Annotated in this window: 14 protein-coding genes; 6 read left to right on the top strand and 8 right to left on the bottom strand. The window is 67.8% G+C overall.

What is annotated here, in order from left to right; genetic code table 11:
• Window positions 1-76: 76 nt before the first annotated feature.
• Both NV1_RS23945 and NV1_RS23950 read right to left on the bottom strand, forming a co-directional pair.
• Window positions 77-1,267, bottom strand: coding sequence for a macrolide family glycosyltransferase (locus tag NV1_RS23945; protein ID WP_067895343.1), 1,191 nt, complete (start codon window positions 1,265-1,267; stop codon window positions 77-79).
• An 11-nt stretch (window positions 1,268-1,278) separates the two neighbouring features.
• Complete coding sequence (locus NV1_RS23950) at window positions 1,279-1,938, bottom strand: CatB-related O-acetyltransferase (protein ID WP_084525699.1); 660 nt, start codon at window positions 1,936-1,938, stop codon at window positions 1,279-1,281.
• Between the two features lie 166 nt (window positions 1,939-2,104).
• Between NV1_RS23950 and NV1_RS23955 the strand changes: the two genes are divergently transcribed.
• Both NV1_RS23955 and NV1_RS23960 read left to right on the top strand, forming a co-directional pair.
• Complete coding sequence (locus tag NV1_RS23955) at window positions 2,105-2,746, top strand: TetR/AcrR family transcriptional regulator (RefSeq protein WP_067895345.1); 642 nt, start codon at window positions 2,105-2,107, stop codon at window positions 2,744-2,746.
• A 98-nt stretch (window positions 2,747-2,844) separates the two neighbouring features.
• Entirely contained in the window at window positions 2,845-4,071 is a 1,227-nt protein-coding gene (locus NV1_RS23960; protein WP_157117303.1) for a lycopene cyclase family protein, read from the top strand.
• Between the two features lie 10 nt (window positions 4,072-4,081).
• Here the strand turns inward: NV1_RS23960 and NV1_RS23965 are convergent, their stop codons facing one another.
• Both NV1_RS23965 and NV1_RS23970 read right to left on the bottom strand, forming a co-directional pair.
• Window positions 4,082-5,110 (bottom strand): SDR family oxidoreductase, encoded by a 1,029-nt coding sequence (locus NV1_RS23965; RefSeq protein WP_084525700.1) that lies wholly within the window; start codon window positions 5,108-5,110, stop codon window positions 4,082-4,084.
• 90 nt (window positions 5,111-5,200) lie between these two features.
• A complete protein-coding gene (locus NV1_RS23970; RefSeq protein WP_067895351.1) occupies window positions 5,201-6,004 on the bottom strand; it encodes an enoyl-CoA hydratase-related protein in 804 nt (267 codons plus the stop codon).
• 132 nt (window positions 6,005-6,136) lie between these two features.
• Between NV1_RS23970 and NV1_RS23975 the strand changes: the two genes are divergently transcribed.
• On the top strand, window positions 6,137-7,369 hold the full coding sequence (locus NV1_RS23975; RefSeq protein WP_067895354.1) for a TetR/AcrR family transcriptional regulator: 1,233 nt from the start codon (window positions 6,137-6,139) through the stop codon (window positions 7,367-7,369).
• A 6-nt stretch (window positions 7,370-7,375) separates the two neighbouring features.
• Here NV1_RS23975 and NV1_RS23980 read toward each other — a convergent pair whose 3' ends face one another.
• Complete coding sequence (locus NV1_RS23980) at window positions 7,376-8,890, bottom strand: aldehyde dehydrogenase family protein (RefSeq protein ID WP_067895356.1); 1,515 nt, start codon at window positions 8,888-8,890, stop codon at window positions 7,376-7,378.
• Window positions 8,891-9,625: 735 nt separating this feature from the next.
• On the opposite strand from NV1_RS23980, the gene NV1_RS23985 reads away from it, so the two are divergent.
• The 3 genes from NV1_RS23985 to NV1_RS23995 all read left to right on the top strand — a co-directional run bounded on the left by NV1_RS23985 (window position 9,626) and on the right by NV1_RS23995 (window position 12,353).
• On the top strand, window positions 9,626-10,618 hold the full coding sequence (locus tag NV1_RS23985; RefSeq protein WP_067895359.1) for a daunorubicin/doxorubicin resistance ABC transporter ATP-binding protein DrrA: 993 nt from the start codon (window positions 9,626-9,628) through the stop codon (window positions 10,616-10,618).
• Complete coding sequence (locus NV1_RS23990; protein WP_067895361.1) at window positions 10,615-11,427, top strand: ABC transporter permease; 813 nt, start codon at window positions 10,615-10,617, stop codon at window positions 11,425-11,427. Before NV1_RS23985 ends, NV1_RS23990 begins: the two co-directional genes overlap by 4 nt.
• 86 nt (window positions 11,428-11,513) lie before the next feature.
• Window positions 11,514-12,353, top strand: coding sequence for an ABC transporter permease (locus NV1_RS23995; protein WP_067895364.1), 840 nt, complete (start codon window positions 11,514-11,516; stop codon window positions 12,351-12,353).
• A 50-nt stretch (window positions 12,354-12,403) separates the two neighbouring features.
• On the opposite strand, the gene NV1_RS24000 is transcribed toward NV1_RS23995, so the two are convergent.
• The 3 genes from NV1_RS24000 to NV1_RS24010 all read right to left on the bottom strand — a co-directional run bounded on the left by NV1_RS24000 (window position 12,404) and on the right by NV1_RS24010 (window position 15,552).
• Window positions 12,404-13,108 carry a polysaccharide deacetylase family protein gene (locus NV1_RS24000; protein ID WP_067895367.1) on the bottom strand — a complete coding sequence of 235 codons (705 nt, stop codon included), beginning with the start codon at window positions 13,106-13,108 and terminating at the stop codon, window positions 12,404-12,406.
• A gap of 34 nt (window positions 13,109-13,142) precedes the next feature.
• The gene (locus tag NV1_RS24005; RefSeq protein WP_067895368.1) at window positions 13,143-14,390 is read right to left on the bottom strand and encodes an Nramp family divalent metal transporter; all 1,248 of its coding nucleotides are present in this window, start codon (window positions 14,388-14,390) and stop codon (window positions 13,143-13,145) included.
• Between the two features lie 166 nt (window positions 14,391-14,556).
• On the bottom strand, window positions 14,557-15,552 hold the full coding sequence (locus tag NV1_RS24010; protein WP_067895504.1) for an alpha/beta hydrolase: 996 nt from the start codon (window positions 15,550-15,552) through the stop codon (window positions 14,557-14,559).
• Window positions 15,553-15,767 lie beyond the last annotated feature (215 nt).

Genomic DNA, 15,767 nt, shown 5'->3' on the forward strand with positions numbered 1-15,767 from the left:
TTTGTCGGCCGGCGCGGTGTGGCACGACGACCTGTCCTGGGCAGCGATTCGGCAGCCTTCCCTCCGGCCGGCTTCCCTACCGGCCCGACGTTGGGCCCAGCATCTTTTCGATGAGGTCGGCCGCTCGCATGGTGCCGCCTTCGGCTCGCGTCTCGGCCCGTAACCGCGCTGAGCGATCGGCGAGTTCCGGATCGGTGGTGAGTTCGATCAGGGCTTTCCGCAACGTTTCGGCGGTGGCGTTCGCGGTGTCGACGCGGCGGGCCACTCCCAGTTCGACGAGCCGGTCGGCGTTGGTGAACTGTTCCGCGCCTTGCGGAACCGCGATCATCGGGATGCCTGCCAGCAGCCCTTCCGCACAGCCGCCCATGCCGGCGTGCGTGATGAAGGCATCGGCCTGTTCCAGAATCGTTCGCTGCGGAACCCATTGGTGCACTTCGACATTGGGTGGAATTTCGCCGAGCTCCCTGGCAGTCGTGTGCTTTCCGATCTGGAGGACGACGTGCCAGCCGGGCAGGCCACCGAAGGCCGCCAGGCATCGCCGGTAGAACTCAGGCCGGCGGGTGTACGCCGAACCCAGCGAGATCAGCAGGACCTTCTCCGCGTCGGCCGGACGCGCCCACCCCCGTTCCACCGGTCGGGTGCCGAAGCATGGACCGACGAATGTCACTGTGCCGGTGTCGACCCGGTCTGCGTGCGGTTGCATCGCCCGGGGTATCAGGGCCAGAGCTCGTTCAGGTGGGCCGGAGAAGGTATCGACGTCCGTGGTGGCAGCACCGCTGTCGGCGAGCCAGTGTGCGAACCTCGCCCGGTAGGCGTCGGCGCCCGGCAGCTGCCTGATGGCGGCGGCGACGTCCCGGTCGTATCCCTCCCATGCCACGAACGTCGGAGACAGTTGCACAAGGGGGCGATGCTGAGTTTCGGCGATGGCACGCGCGGCGTAGGCACCGATATCGTACAGGTAGAGGTCCGCGGGGGCGTGGTCGTAGGACGCACGCAACTGCGGGAATGCGTGCAGGGCGTTGTCGAGGAAAAGATTCATCGCAGCGATCGGCTCATCGGGCCAGGCGTCGTCTGCGACCGGTAATACCGAAGTACAGCAGACGAATTCGGCCCCTGTGCCGGCGATGAGATCGCCAACGGCAGGGTCGTTGGCGTAGGTCACGCGATGGCCGCGGGCCACCAGTTCCCGAATGATCTCGAGGCCGGCCAGAACGTGACTGACGATCGGAATGCCGATCATCGCGAGGTGGGCAGGACGGGCAGGCATGACGGTTCCCCTCAGATCAGATCTCGGGCGGCGGCCTCGAGATCGGCGATGGTGCCGGACATGATCGCTCGCACGTGGACCGTGACGTGCTCTACCGGCCAGTCCCACCAGGCCACCGCCAACAGTCGGGCGATATCGTCGGCGTCGTAGCGGGTGCGGACGAGGCGAGCCGGGTTGCCGCCCACGATGCCGTAGTCGGGCACATCGGCGACGACCACGGAGCCGGTGCTGATGATCGCGCCGTGACCGATCCGCACACCAGGCATCACCGTCACCCCATTGCCGAACCAGACGTCGTTGCCCACGACCGTGTCGCCACGATTCGGCAGACCCGTGATCAGGTCGAAGTGGTCGGACCACGAGCCCCCCATGATCGGGAAGGGAAAGGTCGAGGGGCCGTCCATGCGGTGATTCGCGCCGTTCATGATGAACCGCACGCCGGTTGCCAGCGCGCAGAACTTCCCGATGACCAACTTCTCCGGACCGTAGTGGTACAGCACATTGCGGGTCTCGAACGCGGTCGGATCGTCCGGGTCGTCGTAGTAGGAGAATTCCCCGATCTCGATCAGCGGCGACGTGACAAGGGGTTTCAACAGCACCGTCCGTGGCTGGCCGGGTATGGGGCGCAGAACGGTCGGATCCGCGGGAATCGGGACGGAGTCCTCGGGCATGGCGAAACTCCTTCGGACAGTGGGCTTTCGGCACGCGTGGCGGTCTCGTCGGTTCCAGCGGCGGCAGCCGTTCGGCGCGTCCGTCGAGGCCTATTCACTAGTGCGACAACTGTTGCATTAAACTAGTGGAGCCTCTCTCACATCGTCAAGCAATCGGACAACCGCGATGAACTCCGTACCGTCGGCCGACGATCCCGCACCCACCGCCCGGCCTCGGCCGGGCGGCCGAACGGCCCGCATTCGTGTCCAAGTCCTCGAGGCGGTCCACGCGGAACTGATCGAACACGGCTACGACGCGCTCACCGTCGACGCCGTCGCCGCCCGCGCCGGGGTGCATCGCACCACGGTGTACCGCCGCTGGCACGACGTCGGCGGGCTGATCATCGATGTCTTCGCCGCGGTGGGCGATGTGGCATGGCAACCCCGCGACACCGGTTCACTGCGCGGCGATCTGACGGCCCTCAACCAGGAGATCCAGGATTCACTGACCGAGCCTGCGTCGATAGCGGTGGCACTGATCAAGGTCTCGTTCCACTCCGAACACGCCGCCCGCGCGCTGCGACGATTGTGGGAGGACCGGTACGCGCAGTGCGAGATCATCGTCGAGCGAGCGGTCCGGCGCGGAGAGATCCCGCCCGACACCGACCCCCGCGCCCTGTTGATCGCCGCGACCGCCCCGCTGTACCACCAACTGGTGCTCCTTCGCACACCGCCCGACCCGCGCCTACCCCACACTGCCGCCGTCACGGCCGTATTCGCCGCCGCCGCCGGAGCGTTCACCAGCCCGCACGCGACGGACGGCGCTTGACCGGTCCGATATCGATCGCCGGATCTCGGGCCGGGCGACCTCGACCGTTCCCGCCGATCGAGCCAACGGGTACAGGAATCGGGGGCGCGACTGATTGAATGAGATACATGAATGCTCAGCGTGTCGGGGAGGCGGATCTCTGCGTGGTGGGGTTGGGGCCTGCCGGGCGGGGGTTGGCGCATCGGGCGGTGCGGGCGGGGATGGGGGTGGTGGCGGTGGATCCACGGCCGGAGCGGTTGTGGCCCCCGACGTTCTCGTGCTGGATCGACGAGTTGCCGTCGTGGTTGCCGCAGAGCACGATCGCGCAGCGGATCGAGGCGCCGACGGTGTGGACGGAATCCGCCCATCGGATCGAGCGGCCGTATTGCGTGTTGTCGAAACCCGGTCTGCGCGAAGCGCTTCCGCTCGACGACGCGACCGTGCTGGCCGGTCGGGCGGCCTCGGTCGGCGCGCATCGCGTCGAACTCGCCGACGGCACGGTAGTCACGGCCGCGGCGGTTTTCGATACGCGCGGGCTGCCGTCCCCGGGGGCGCGCCGGACCGCGAGTGCGCACGGGATCTTCGTCGATGCCGAGCGTGCCGCGCCGATGGTCGCCGAAGGTGAAGGGCTGCTGCTGGATTGGCGTGCGGAGAACGGGGCGGGGCCGGATGAGCCGCCGTCGTTCCTGTACGCGGTGCCGCTCGGTGACGGCACGGTGATCTTCGAGGAGACGAGTCTGGGGCTGCGGGGCGGGATGCCGCAACGTGAATTGCGCCGCCGGGCGCTCGAGCGCCTTGCCGCACACGGGATCACGCTGCGCGGCGACGAACCCAGCGAGGCCGCGCACTATCCCCTGGATCAGCCGCCGCCCGCGATGCGCGCCGCCACGCGGGCCGCGGATGCGGTGCCGTTCGGCTCTCGCGGCGGAATGATGCATCCCTGCACCGGATACAGCGTCGCGGATTCATTGGCCCTGGTGGACACCGCGATCGATGCGCTGCGCGCGGGCCGCGACCCGGTCCAGGACCTGTGGCCGTGGCAGGCCCGCCTGGTCTACTGGATGCGCATGCGCGGCCTCTACGGACTCGGCAGACTCACCACGGCCCAATCGATCTCGATGTTCGAGGCATTCTTCACCGCCTCGCCCCGCCGGCAGCACGCGCTACTGTCCGCGCACGCCGACTACTCACCCCTGGCCGCGGTTCTGTTCATGACCGTCGCGCGCACCTGGCCGTTCCGCTGGCGCTACGACCTGGTCGGCTGGACCAACCGGAACCGCTGGGTCGATTATGCATACCCGCCCGCGAAAGACCGAGCCGAGGCCGCGTTCGACGAACTCCGATAGCTCCGAGGACTCATACCCAGTTCTCGATCCAGTACTTCCAGATGACCGGCGCGTATCCGGCCAGCGGCGGGACCCGGATATCCGTGCCGGCCAGTGCGGCGGCGGTGTTGCGGCAGTCGAACCAGCAGCCGAATTCGTTCTGCTCGAGCACTTCTCGCGGCACGCCGAGATGCGGGAGAACCGCGCCGACGCCGGGCAGCCGCAACATCATGTCCAGGGTCTGCCGGGGCATGACTTCCACCAGCCGGGGTGCGCCCGCCTCGTCGGCGAACAGGTTGAGCACGTCGGCGGCGCTCTGTCGGCGCGGGTCGACCAGATGGTAGGTGGTCCCGGCGGCGACGGGCAGGTGCACGATGTGACCGAGCGCCCGGACGACGAAATCCAGCGGCACCATATTGGTTTCGCCGAGTTTGGGGACCAGCAGCGGCAGAATTCGCGGTAACTGGGCGGCCATCCGAAGCAGCCGGAAGAAGTAGTACGGCCCGGTGATCCGATCGATCTCACCGGTGCGGGAATGACCGACCACGATCGAGGGCCGGTAGATGTGCCACGGCACCGCACAGCGCTCGCGCACGATCCGCTCGGCCTCGAAGGCCGCTCGCTGCTGCGGGGTCAGCAGCACCTGCCCCACGTCGAACATATCCTCGTCGAACAGCCCCTCCGCCGCACCTGCCACCTCGACGCTCGACATGTGGTGCAGCGCACCGGCTTCCAGCCGCTCGGCAAGGTCCACGACATGGCCGGTGCCCGGACCGAAACCCGCCGCGTCGTACCCGACGGCCAGCTGGATCACGTGGTCGATCGAACCGCGGTGCGCGCCGATCCAATCGGCGTCGATCCCGAGTCCGGGCGCACCGAGATCCCCGGGCACGCGCCGAACCCGCTCGCCCCCGTTCCACTCACGGGCACACCGATCGAATCGATAGGCCGGATCGGCCCCGGGACGCACCACCACATGAATATCACCGCAATGCTTCAGCAACTCTGGGACGAGATACCGACCGATACACCCAGTTGCCCCGATAACCAGGTAATTCATGTAGTCACAGTAGCGTCCACCCGACTACGCACATCATCCGGATGTTGCACACCATTCGCCCGCAACCTGCCGATCCGGACATTGCCGCACCTACTCGGCGAAAACCGCCTTGCGCTTGGTGAGCATGGCCGTCGCGCCCTCCACGAAGTCGGGCGACTGCAGCAGTTCGGACTGGCCGGTCTTCTCTGCCGCCAGGGCGGCGGCCAACGAGGTCAGCGAGGCTTCGTTGAGGGCGCGCTTGGTGAGTTCGAGGGCGCGGCGCGGGCCGGTGGCCAGTTTCGCGGCGGCGGCCTCCACCTTCGCGTCCAGCTCCTCGGCGGACAGCACGCCGGTGACCAGGCCGTAGCGGGCCGCCTCGACGATCGGCAGGCGCTCGCCCAGCAGGGCCATCTCGGCGGCGAGCGGACGCCCGGCGGCAGCGGCGATCATGGCCGCCGCGCCGCCGTCGGGCATCAGGCCGATGTTGATGAACGCCAGCAGCAGATAGGCTTCCTCGCTCACATAGGTCAGATCGGCGGCCAGGGCCAGCGCCACGCCGACGCCCGCGGCCGCGCCGCGAATCCGCGCGATCACCGGCACCGGCGCGTCGACGATGGCCTTGACCAGTCGGTTCGCCGCATCCATGGTCATCTCGGGGGTGATGCCGCGCTGCGCCTCGGACACCACGCCGGACAGATCCGCGCCGGTGCAGAAATCCTCGCCCTCACCGGTGAGCACGATCGCGCGAACCGTGCGATCCTCGACGACGGCCTCGAACGCGTCACCGAGCGCGACCATGGTGTCGTAGTTGATCGCGTTCTTGCGCTTGGGGTTGGCGATGGTGACACGCAGCACCCGGCCGTCGTGGACGACACGCAGGCCCGTCGGGGCGGTGGTCTGCTCGACGTTGCTCATAACAACTCCCAGGTAGGCCGTCGACGCTGGCGGCGGCGCGAGAATGACGGTTAACATTGCGAATTGTGGTTAACTTAGGTTGAGTTGTGCGGCGCTGTCAACCAGGCGGCGGTGTGAGAGAAGGAGAGGTGCATGGTCGCGGATCGCAGCGAGTCCGGGCTCGCTTCCGCGCGAGACGACGGCGCGACGGTCCGACGACGGCCGAAGAACAGGAAAGCACAAATCGTGCGCGTCGCGGCCCAGGCGTTCAGCGAGCGGGGCTACCACCCGGTCGGAGTCGACGAGATCGCGGCCGAGGTGGGCATCTCCGGCCCCGCCCTGTACCGGCACTTCCGGAACAAGTACGCACTGCTCGTCGCCGCGGCCGAGGGCGGTGCGCAATTGCTGCTGGACGCCGCGCAGGCGGCCGACGATCCCGCGCTCGACCCCGAGGCCCGGCTCACCGCACAGATCCGCGCCCTGGCCGAACACACCATCGAGGTGCGCCGCGAGGGCGGGCTGTACCGCTGGGAGCGGCGATATCTCGAGCCGGAGGACCGGCACCGCATCCGCAAGATCTACGACGAACTGCACGCGACGGTGGAATCGGCCATCGCCGCCCTGCGCCCCGGCGACGATCCCGCCGATATCAACGTGCTCGGCACCGGCATGCTCGGCGCGATCGGGAGTGTCACCCTGCACCGCACGACCCTGTCCACCACCCGGCTGACCGACCTGATGCAGAGCATCTGCTGGTCGATCCTGCGCACCGAACTGACCCCGGCGCCGACCCAGCCCGCACCCGAGACGCCCGTGCGCGGCCTGCCGCTGAGCTCCAAACGCGAACAGCTGCTCACCGAAGCGATCCGGATCTTCGGTCGGCAGGGATATCACGAGGCCAGCATCGAGGAGATCGGCGCGGCCGTCGGCATCAACGCCTCGAGCGTGTATCGCTACTTCCCGAGCAAATCGGATCTGCTGGCCGCCGCCTTCCACCGCACCGGCGAGCGCGTCGCGATCGCCAACTCCGAGGCCCTCGCCGAGGCGAGCAGCCGCGCCGACGCCGCGCTGCGCATCGCCGACCGCTTCGCCCGGCTCACCTTCGCCATGCCCGAGATCCTCCCGGTCTACTTCGCCGAATTCTCGAACCTGCCCGCGGCCGAACAACATCGACTGCGCGCGATCCAGCGCCAGAACGTCCTGGAGTGGGCGAACCTGCTCGACGGCGACCCCGCCGAGGCCCGGTTCCGCGTACACGCCGCCATCGCCCAGGTCGTCGACGTCGGCCGCCGCCTGCGTTTCGATCGCCGCCCGGAAAGCCTTGCCCGCGTGCACGACCTGATGCGCGCGGTGCTGCTCGGCCCGGATGTGCCCGCCGAAACCTGAACCGGCTCACCCCTGCCCGTGGCGCATCCGGAAAATAGCCTTGGCCAGTCGCAGATTCCGCGGATGCCGGTCGAACGTGATCAGGTCGACCATGCCGCGATGCCGCTTCTGCGCGATGGACAGGGTACGGCTGAATTCGCGCAGACCCGCCTCGCCGTGCGTGTGGCCCTGGCCGTATTCGCCGACGCCGCCGAAGGGCATGGCCGGGATTCCGGCGTAGGCCATCGACGAATTGATCGTCACCACACCGGTTCTGATGCGTTCGGCGAATTCCGGAACCATCCGCACATCGCGGGTGAACACCGCGACCGCGAGGCCGTGCTCGGCGGCGTTGATCCGCTCCACGGCCTCGTCCATACTCGCCACCGGATTCACGATCAGCACCGGACCTGCCGCCTCACCGGTGATCGCCTGGGAGTCCTCGGGCACGCCGGCCAGCACGATCGGCTCGACATAGGGTTCGCGGATCGAGTCCAGGCCGCCGACGACCAGCCGCCCGCCCTGCGCGACCGCATCTTTGACCTGTCGCCGCACCACCTCCACCTGTGACTCCAGGATCATCGGACCGTAGGAGGCACGCCGATCCCCACCTGGACGAAGCTTCCCCGCCCGCGCGGCGACCCGTTCCAGGAACGGCTCGTAGACCGATTCGGCGACATAGGCGCGCTGGATACCGGCCGGGCTCTGCCCGGCGTTGGACATCGCGCCGAAGACCGCGGCCTCGGCGGCGTCGTCGAGTTTGGCGTCGACCTGAACGACCATGGCGCCCTTGCCGAAACGTTCCACGACCACCGGTGTCATCGTCTGCGCGCACAGCGAGATCACCTCGCGCGCACCGGCGTCCGACCCCGCGTACGCGATCTTGTCCACCCGCGCGCGGCACAGCGCGGCGCCGGTCGAACTGTCCCCGGTAACCACCTGCAGCACAGGTTGATTCGGCGCGAGCCGGGCCCAGCTCTCGGCCAGCCACACCCCGACGCCCGGGGTGAGCTCACTGGGTTTGAAGATCACGGCGTTGCCGGCGGCCATGGCATAGGCGATCGACCCCATCGGCGTGTAGACCGGATTGTTCCAGGGGCCGAGCACCCCCACCACGCCCAGCGGGAGGTAACCGACCGAGGCGCGTTCGTTGCGAGTGAACCAGCTCCCGCCCAGCCGCCGACGGCCCAGTGCCTGTTCGGCATTGCGCGCGGCCCAGTCCAGATTCTCCACCGCCTGCATCACCTCGATGGCCGCGTCGGCCTCGGGTTTGCCGGTCTCGGCGCAGATCAGGTCCACCAATTCGCCCGCGCGCCGGACGATGATCCGCTTCCAATCCAGCAACCAGCGTTTGCGTCCGGCGAAACCCAGTGCCGCCCACCATTTCTCGGAGGATCGCGCGGTGCGGACCGCACGCCTCAGATCGACCTGGCCCATCACCGCGTAGTCGCCGACGGATTCGCCGGTGCGCGGGTCGAAGGACGTCAGGACTCGGGAGCGGGCCGCGGGCCCGCTGTGCACACCGCGGGCAGACTCTGCCATCGGTCAACCTCTCGCCGACGTGAGCCCGCGGCAACCGAACGTCCCGCTCGCCGGACGAGGTTGCCGCAGACAAGTGAGTGTCCGTCTCTTCCCCTTGCCCGTCAGGGTATTGGCGGCCGGGCCCACGCGACAAGATCCCGCCGCACAGGACGTACCGGCCGGTTCGCAGCCCGACCAGGGATGACACCCGGGCCGTACCGGTCGGTTTCCTGAATTGTGAGTAACGCCACAGTTAACGCCAGACCTCGCGCCGATATCGTGGCCGACGCCGACACCAGATAAGCGGCGAGCCCACACCGAAGGTCACCCGGGCTCGCCCGCCGGAGCCAACGCCGACACCACGGTTCGCGGCCCGTCTCGCCGCTCGCATACGTGCCGGGTGCGAGGAACGAGTGCCCGACACCGGACCCAACAGCGAAACCCCAGGGGAGCCGCGAACACGCCGAAGCGAAGCAGAGGCAATCCAACACAGCTCGCGGCCCGTCATGCCACTCGGACGCGTGGCGGATGCGAGGAATCAGTGCCCGACACGGGGCCGGACGGTGCGACTCCAGGGGCCGCGAGCAGCCGGAGCGAAGCGCGGGCCGAAGATTCGGCACCCGTCGGAGCGAAGCGGAGGCGATCCGGCACCGCACACCCAGTAACATCGCCCCCGGTGGATGGGATCACCAAACCGGACGTATGAACAGGCGATCCGGACAATCCGGTTGCCGCCCCAGCCATAGTGGAGAGTCGATGCCGAGCTTGGACAACGCAGAGTCGCCGCCCGAAACCGCGGTCCTGGTCGCCGACGTGCGCAAGTCCTTCGGTGATGTCCACGCGCTGCAGGGCGTCAGCTTCACCGCCGCTCGCGGCTCGGTCCTGGGCATCCTGGGCCCCAACGGCGCGGGGAAGACCACCACGGTCAAGATCCTGTCCACCCTGCTGCGCCCGGATTCGGGTACGGCACAGGTCGCCGGGCACGACGTGCTGAGCGATCCGGCCGGTGTGCGCCGATCGATCATGATGACCGGCCAGTACGCCGCGCTGGACGAGAACCTGTCCGGCCGGGAGAACCTGGAGTTGTTCGGGCGGCTGATGGGGCTGAACAAGAAGGCCGCCCGGGACCGCGCCGATACGCTGCTCGAGGAATTCGACCTCGTCGGTGCGGGCAAACGCGCGGTGCGCGGCTATTCCGGCGGTATGCGCCGACGCGTCGACATCGCGTGCGGACTGGTCGTCCGGCCCGAGGTGGTCTTCCTCGACGAGCCCACCACCGGCCTGGACCCGCGCAGTCGCCAGGGCGTCTGGGATCTGGTCATCGCCCTGAAGAACCAGGGCATCACGGTGTTGCTGACCACGCAGTACCTCGAGGAGGCCGACGTGCTCAGCGACAACATCATCGTCATCGATCGCGGCACGGTCATCGCCGAGGGCACCGCCGACGAGCTCAAGGAGAAGACCGGCGGCAGCTACTGCGAGATCGTGCCGCTGGACCCGACCCGGGTCGCGACGGCGATCGATGCGCTGGGAGACCTGGTCCCCGAGTCGGTCGCGAAGGAGTTCGCCGATCAGTCCGCCGGGGTCGACCGGATCTCGATTCCCGCGCCCGAGGGCGCGACCACCCTGGCCGAGGCGCTGCGTCGCTTGGACGCGGGCGCGGTGGAGCTCGCCGATATCGGCCTGCGGCGCCCCTCGCTCGACGACGTGTTCCTGTCCATCACCGGCCATTCGGGCGGGCACGAGTGACGGAGCAGCTCACCGAGTCCGGCAGTGGGCTGTTCGCCGGGGTGACCCGGGTGCGCCCGTCCGGATTCGCGCAGTGGCGGGCGTTGACCGGACGGATCGTCCGGACCATGGCCACCAAGGGCGAACTGATCGTCGCGGTGATCACGCCGCTGGTCTTCACACTCGGGTTCTATCTGCCGTTGCGGTGGGTGATGCGGGTACAGGGCATCGATTACGGACAGTTCGTGATGCCGATCATCGTGCTACAGACCATGTCGTTCACGATGATGTCCAATGCGCAGATCGCGGCGTTCGAGACGGCCAGCGGCCTCAATACGCGCATGCAGACCATGCCGGTCGGGCGGGTGGTCCCGCTGCTGTCGCGGCTGTCGGCGGGCCTGGTGCGTTCGGTGACCGCGCTGATCGCCGCGCTGATATTCGGGTACGCGATCGGATTCCGGTTGCATTCGGGTCTGTGGCAGTCGGTGCTGTTCTGCGGGTTCGCGCTGGGGGTCGGCACGGTACTGGCCATCGGGGCCGACGCGCTGGGCTGTCTGACCAAGAGCCCGGAATCGCTGAGTCAGGCGCTGACGCTGCCCACCCTGATCTTCGGCATGCTCTCCTGCGGATTCGTCCCGGAGACGGGCTTTCCGGCGTGGATTCGGCCGTTCGCGCGCAATCAGCCGATATCGCAATTCTCCTTCGCCATGCGGGATATGGCCGCGAGCGGAGTGAGCTGGCACGTGCTGTGGGTGCCGCTGGTGTGGTTGGGCGGTCTGGCGGTCTGCTTCGTGCCGCTGGCGATCTGGGCGAGTGTGAGGCGGGCATGATCAGGACCGGGCCGGAGGCAGCAGCGGAGCGTGACCACGTAGGCCCCCCGCTCACGCCCAATGGACACGGCGTGAGCGCTGTTGTCATGGAATCCGTACAGACCGCCGGCGGGCAGGCTCCGCTGCCGATCGTGCCGCCGCAATCCGAGCGCGCGTTCGGGGCATGGACGCGGCACAGCCTGATTCAATGCAAACGACTGCTGCTGGTGTGGGTGCGCGATCCGGCGACGACCATCCAGACGCTGATCTATCCCGCGCTGACACTGCTGATGCTGCGCGTCGTGCTGGGCGATTCGATCACCAGGGCCACCGGGATACCCAGCGAGTACGGGACCGTGCCGATGATCACGCTGGTCGCGGCGATGTCGGGTGCGGTGGTCAGCGCGCTGGGCTTCAAGAACGAGCAGTACACCGGGCTGCTGGGCAGGCTGTGGACGATGCCGGTGCATCGTGCCGCCGGACTCACCGGACGTCTGCTCGCCGAGGCGATCCGCGTGCTGATCACCACGCTGTTCGTGATCGCGGTCGGGTGCTGCATCGGATTCCGGTTCTGGAACGGGCCGTTGGCCTCCCTTGCCATGATCGCCATCCCGGTCCTGTTCGGCGTCGCGTTCGCGGTGCTGGTGACCGCGCTGGCCACGGTTTCGGGCGGGGTGATGCTGGTGAACATCGTCGCCATCGTCAACACCTTGCTGATGTTCTTCAACTCCGGATTCGTGCCCACCACGGTCTATCCCACCTGGATGCAGTCCACCGTGGCGAATCAGCCGATGAGTACGGCCATCGACGCCATGCGCGGACTGAGTTGGGACGGCGCGGTCACCCTGCCGCTGCTCAAAACCCTCGCCTGGACGCTCGGGGCGATCGTGGTCTTCGCCTACCCGGCCATTCGGGGATACCGGCGCGCAGCGGAGTCCAGCGGCTGAGAACCACCGTGCGGCTCGTCGTTCGGACGCGCCGCCGGCCGCGCGGGAATTCAGTGCCGGATCAGCTCGGAGACGGTGACGAATCGGTAGCCGCGATCGCGCAGTTCGCCGACGATCCGCGGGATCGCGGCCAGCGACGCCGCACCGGACGGGTACATCGCGTGCAGCAGGATGATCGATCCGGGTCGGACCTGGGACACCGTTTCCGCGACGATCCGATCGGCGCTGAAATGTGTGCCGGAATCGGGTTCCACATCCCAGGTCACGGTGATCCGGTTGTGCTGCGACAGGTAGAGCGGCAGGGCGAACAGTTTCTTGCCGTTGGGCGGCCGGAAGGTGATCGGCCCCGAGTAGCCGGTGCTCCGGATCAGCGTGTCGGTGCGCTCGACCTCGTCACGCGCGGTACCCGGGGTGATGAATACCAGCCGCTGATGGTGATAGGAGTGGTTGCCGATCTCATGGCCCGCGCCGGCTATCGCGGCGGCCCGGCCGGGGTGCGCGGCGATCTCGTTGCCGATCAGGTAGAAGGTCGCGTGAATGCCTGCGGCGGAAAGCGTTTCGAGAATTTTCCCGGTGCGATCGGACGGCCCGTCGTCGAGGGTCAGTGCGACAACCTTCTCGCCGGTATCCACATGGTTCACCAGCCGCCCGGCGACCTGGTACGTGCGGGAGTTCATCAGCGCGTACAGCCCGACGCAGACCGACAACAGAACGACCAGAACGACTGCGCCGGTGACCGTGAGCTTGCGCCGCATCCGCGCGATGCTAGCAGTCGGCAGGGGCCTACCCTCACCTGCCGACGATGGTGAGGTAGATCAGGAACAGGTTGAGGGCGGTGATCAGGATCGCGATGATCCAGGCCAGCGCGGTGGTGAAGCGGTGGTTCGCATCGACGCCCATCAGCGTGCGGTTCGCGGTGAAACGGACCAGTGGGATGAGTGCGAACGGGATGCCGAACGAGAGCACCACCTGCGAGACGATCAGCGCCCGCGTCGGATCGAATCCGACGGCGAGGATCAGCAGCGCGGGGACCAGGGTGACCGTCCGCCGCAGCAGCAGCGAGATGCGAAGGCGCAGCAGTCCTTCCATGATCATCGCACCCGCGTAGGCGCCGACCGAGGTCGAGGCCAGACCCGAGGCCAACAGGCCGATCGCGAGCAGCAGCGCCGCCGGCGCGCCCAGCGAGTGGCGGACCGCGTGGTAGGCGTCCTGGATGGTCGATACATCGCCGTGTCCGGCGAAGGTGTGCGCGGCCATCAGCAACATGGCCAGATTCACCACGCCCGCGATCAGCATCGCGATGCCGACGTCCCACCGGTTGGCGCGCAGCAGCCGGGTGCGGGCCGGCCCGGGTTCGCTGTGGCCGTGCCGGTCACGCGACATCCCCGAATGCAGATAGATCACGTGCGGCATGACCGTCGCGCCGATCATCGCCGCGGCCAGCAGCACACTGTTCGTGTCCTGGAACTGCGGCACCAGCCCGCCCGCGGTCTTCGTGGCCGAGGGCGGCGAGATCACCAGACTCGCCACGAATCCGATCGAGATGATCGCCAGCAGCGCGATGATCACCCGCTCGAACCGCTGCTGTCCGTGCCGGTTCTGCACCGTCAGCAACAGGATCGACACGACACCGGTGATCACACCGCCCAGCAGCAGCGGCAGCCCGAACAGCAGTTGCAGTGCGATCGCTCCGCCCACCACCTCGGCGAGATCGGTTGCCATCGCGGCCAATTCGGCCTGTATCCAATATCCGAGCCTGGTTCGCGGCCCGGCGGCGGCGTGCACCAGTTCCGGCAGCGAGCGTCCGGTGACCAGGCCGAGTTTCGCCGAGAGATATTGCACCAGCGCGGCCATCAGATTGGCCAGCACGACCACCCACACCAGCAGATAACCGTACTGCGCCCCCGCGCTGACGTTGGCCGCGACGTTTCCCGGATCCACATATGCGATCGCCGCGACGAAAGCGGGCCCGAGCAGCACCGATGCCGACCGCGCGCGCCGGAACGCGGCGGCCGGAGTACCGATCGCGATGCTCATCCACCCATTTTACGGGTACCCGAACTTTCGTCCATAGGGAAGCCGAAAATGTGACGGCGCGAACGTCTGCCGAACGGCGACTCCCGCAGCCCGGCACCGAACCGGTGGCGAGCGGAGATGGACCGGGGTCGGACCCCGGTCCGCCACAGCTGACCTGAGGCCGAGGTCAGAGCCCGAGGCCCTTGGCGAGAACCGGCCAGGAGCTCAGGAAATCGTCGTGCCAGTAACCCCAGGAGTGCGTCCCGGAGTTGCGGAAGTTGTAGGTGGCCGGGATGCCGAGAGAATTCAGCTTGGCCTGCAGATTGTGCGAGCAGTAGTTGACGCCGGCCTCGATGACGCCGCCGATCAGCAGCTGGTTGGCCAGGCCGTAGGCGCCGGGCAGGGCGTACTTGTTGTTCATCGTGTCGTAGACGCCCGGCAGGCCGTTGCCCGACGAGATGTAGAGGTTCAACCCACGCAACTTGTCCGCGTGCACGTACGGATCGTTCACGGCCCAGGCCGGCGCGCCGTCGGGTCCGTACATGTTCAGCACATCGCCACCACCCCAGACGTTCACGGTGAGCTTGACGAACTCCCGGCCGACCGGATCGGCGGTCTGCGCGCACCCGGAATACGCCGCGACGGACTTGTACAGGCCCGGCTGGGCGATCGCCAGATTCAGCACACTGGTACCCGAAGTCGACAGGCCCGCGATGGCATTCACGCCATTGGTGCCCAGCGCGGCGTTGATCAGCGGCGGCAACTCCTGTGTGAAGAAGGTCTTCCACTTGTTGCGGCCCAGTACCGGATCATCCTTGATCCAATCGGTGTAATAGCTCCACTTGCCACCGATGGGCTGCACCACGTTGACGTTCTTGTCGCTCAGGAAGCCCTTGACGATATCGGTCTTCTTCACCCATGACGCGTCGTCCTCACCGCCGCCCGCGCCGTTGAGCAGGTACAGCGTCGGGCGCGCCTTGGATGCGTCGGCGGGGCGCTGCACGTCGACCGGATAGGTCTCGTCCATCGCCGCCGAGTACACGTACAGCCGGATATTGCGGTTGTCCGTGTAGGTGGCGCGGGTGATGTGCGAGCCGTCGGGCGCCTTCGGATCGGCCAGCAGGGCCTTGGACTTCATGATCGGATCGTCGGCCGCGGCGGTCGTTGCGCCGACCCCGGTCAGAACACCGGCGAGAACCCCTGTGGCCGCCAGAACGGCGGCGGCTCGAAGGCCACGCCGGAAGCGTCGACGAATCACTTGTGCACACCTTCACTATCGGTTCGAATTTCCAGCAGTCCGGTCGGAACCGGTGCGCCGACTCCCCCGCGGGCCGTGCGACATCCCGCCCGACGATACGTCACCGGAACCGGCCTTCCCATCCCGGATCGCCGCTGTCC

Origin of the sequence: Nocardia vaccinii NBRC 15922 (assembly GCF_001613305.1) — a bacterium.
In the GTDB taxonomy this organism is placed as follows: Bacteria; Actinomycetota; Actinomycetes; order Mycobacteriales; family Mycobacteriaceae; genus Nocardia; species Nocardia vaccinii.

Bases quoted from the DNA above. Each gene is read 5' to 3' on its own strand.
- NV1_RS23945 (WP_067895343.1), bottom strand. From the start codon at position 1,267: ATGCCTGCCCGTCCTGCCCACCTCGCGATGATCGGCATTCCGATCGTC.
- NV1_RS23950 (WP_084525699.1), bottom strand. From the start codon at position 1,938: ATGCCCGAGGACTCCGTCCCGATTCCCGCGGATCCGACCGTTCTGCGC.
- NV1_RS23955 (WP_067895345.1), top strand. From the start codon at position 2,105: ATGAACTCCGTACCGTCGGCCGACGATCCCGCACCCACCGCCCGGCCT.
- NV1_RS23960 (WP_157117303.1), top strand. From the start codon at position 2,845: ATGAGATACATGAATGCTCAGCGTGTCGGGGAGGCGGATCTCTGCGTG.
- NV1_RS23965 (WP_084525700.1), bottom strand. From the start codon at position 5,110: ATGAATTACCTGGTTATCGGGGCAACTGGGTGTATCGGTCGGTATCTC.
- NV1_RS23970 (WP_067895351.1), bottom strand. From the start codon at position 6,004: ATGAGCAACGTCGAGCAGACCACCGCCCCGACGGGCCTGCGTGTCGTC.
- NV1_RS23975 (WP_067895354.1), top strand. From the start codon at position 6,137: ATGGTCGCGGATCGCAGCGAGTCCGGGCTCGCTTCCGCGCGAGACGAC.
- NV1_RS23980 (WP_067895356.1), bottom strand. From the start codon at position 8,890: ATGGCAGAGTCTGCCCGCGGTGTGCACAGCGGGCCCGCGGCCCGCTCC.
- NV1_RS23985 (WP_067895359.1), top strand. From the start codon at position 9,626: ATGCCGAGCTTGGACAACGCAGAGTCGCCGCCCGAAACCGCGGTCCTG.
- NV1_RS23995 (WP_067895364.1), top strand. From the start codon at position 11,514: ATGGAATCCGTACAGACCGCCGGCGGGCAGGCTCCGCTGCCGATCGTG.
- NV1_RS24000 (WP_067895367.1), bottom strand. From the start codon at position 13,108: ATGCGGCGCAAGCTCACGGTCACCGGCGCAGTCGTTCTGGTCGTTCTG.
- NV1_RS24005 (WP_067895368.1), bottom strand. From the start codon at position 14,390: ATGAGCATCGCGATCGGTACTCCGGCCGCCGCGTTCCGGCGCGCGCGG.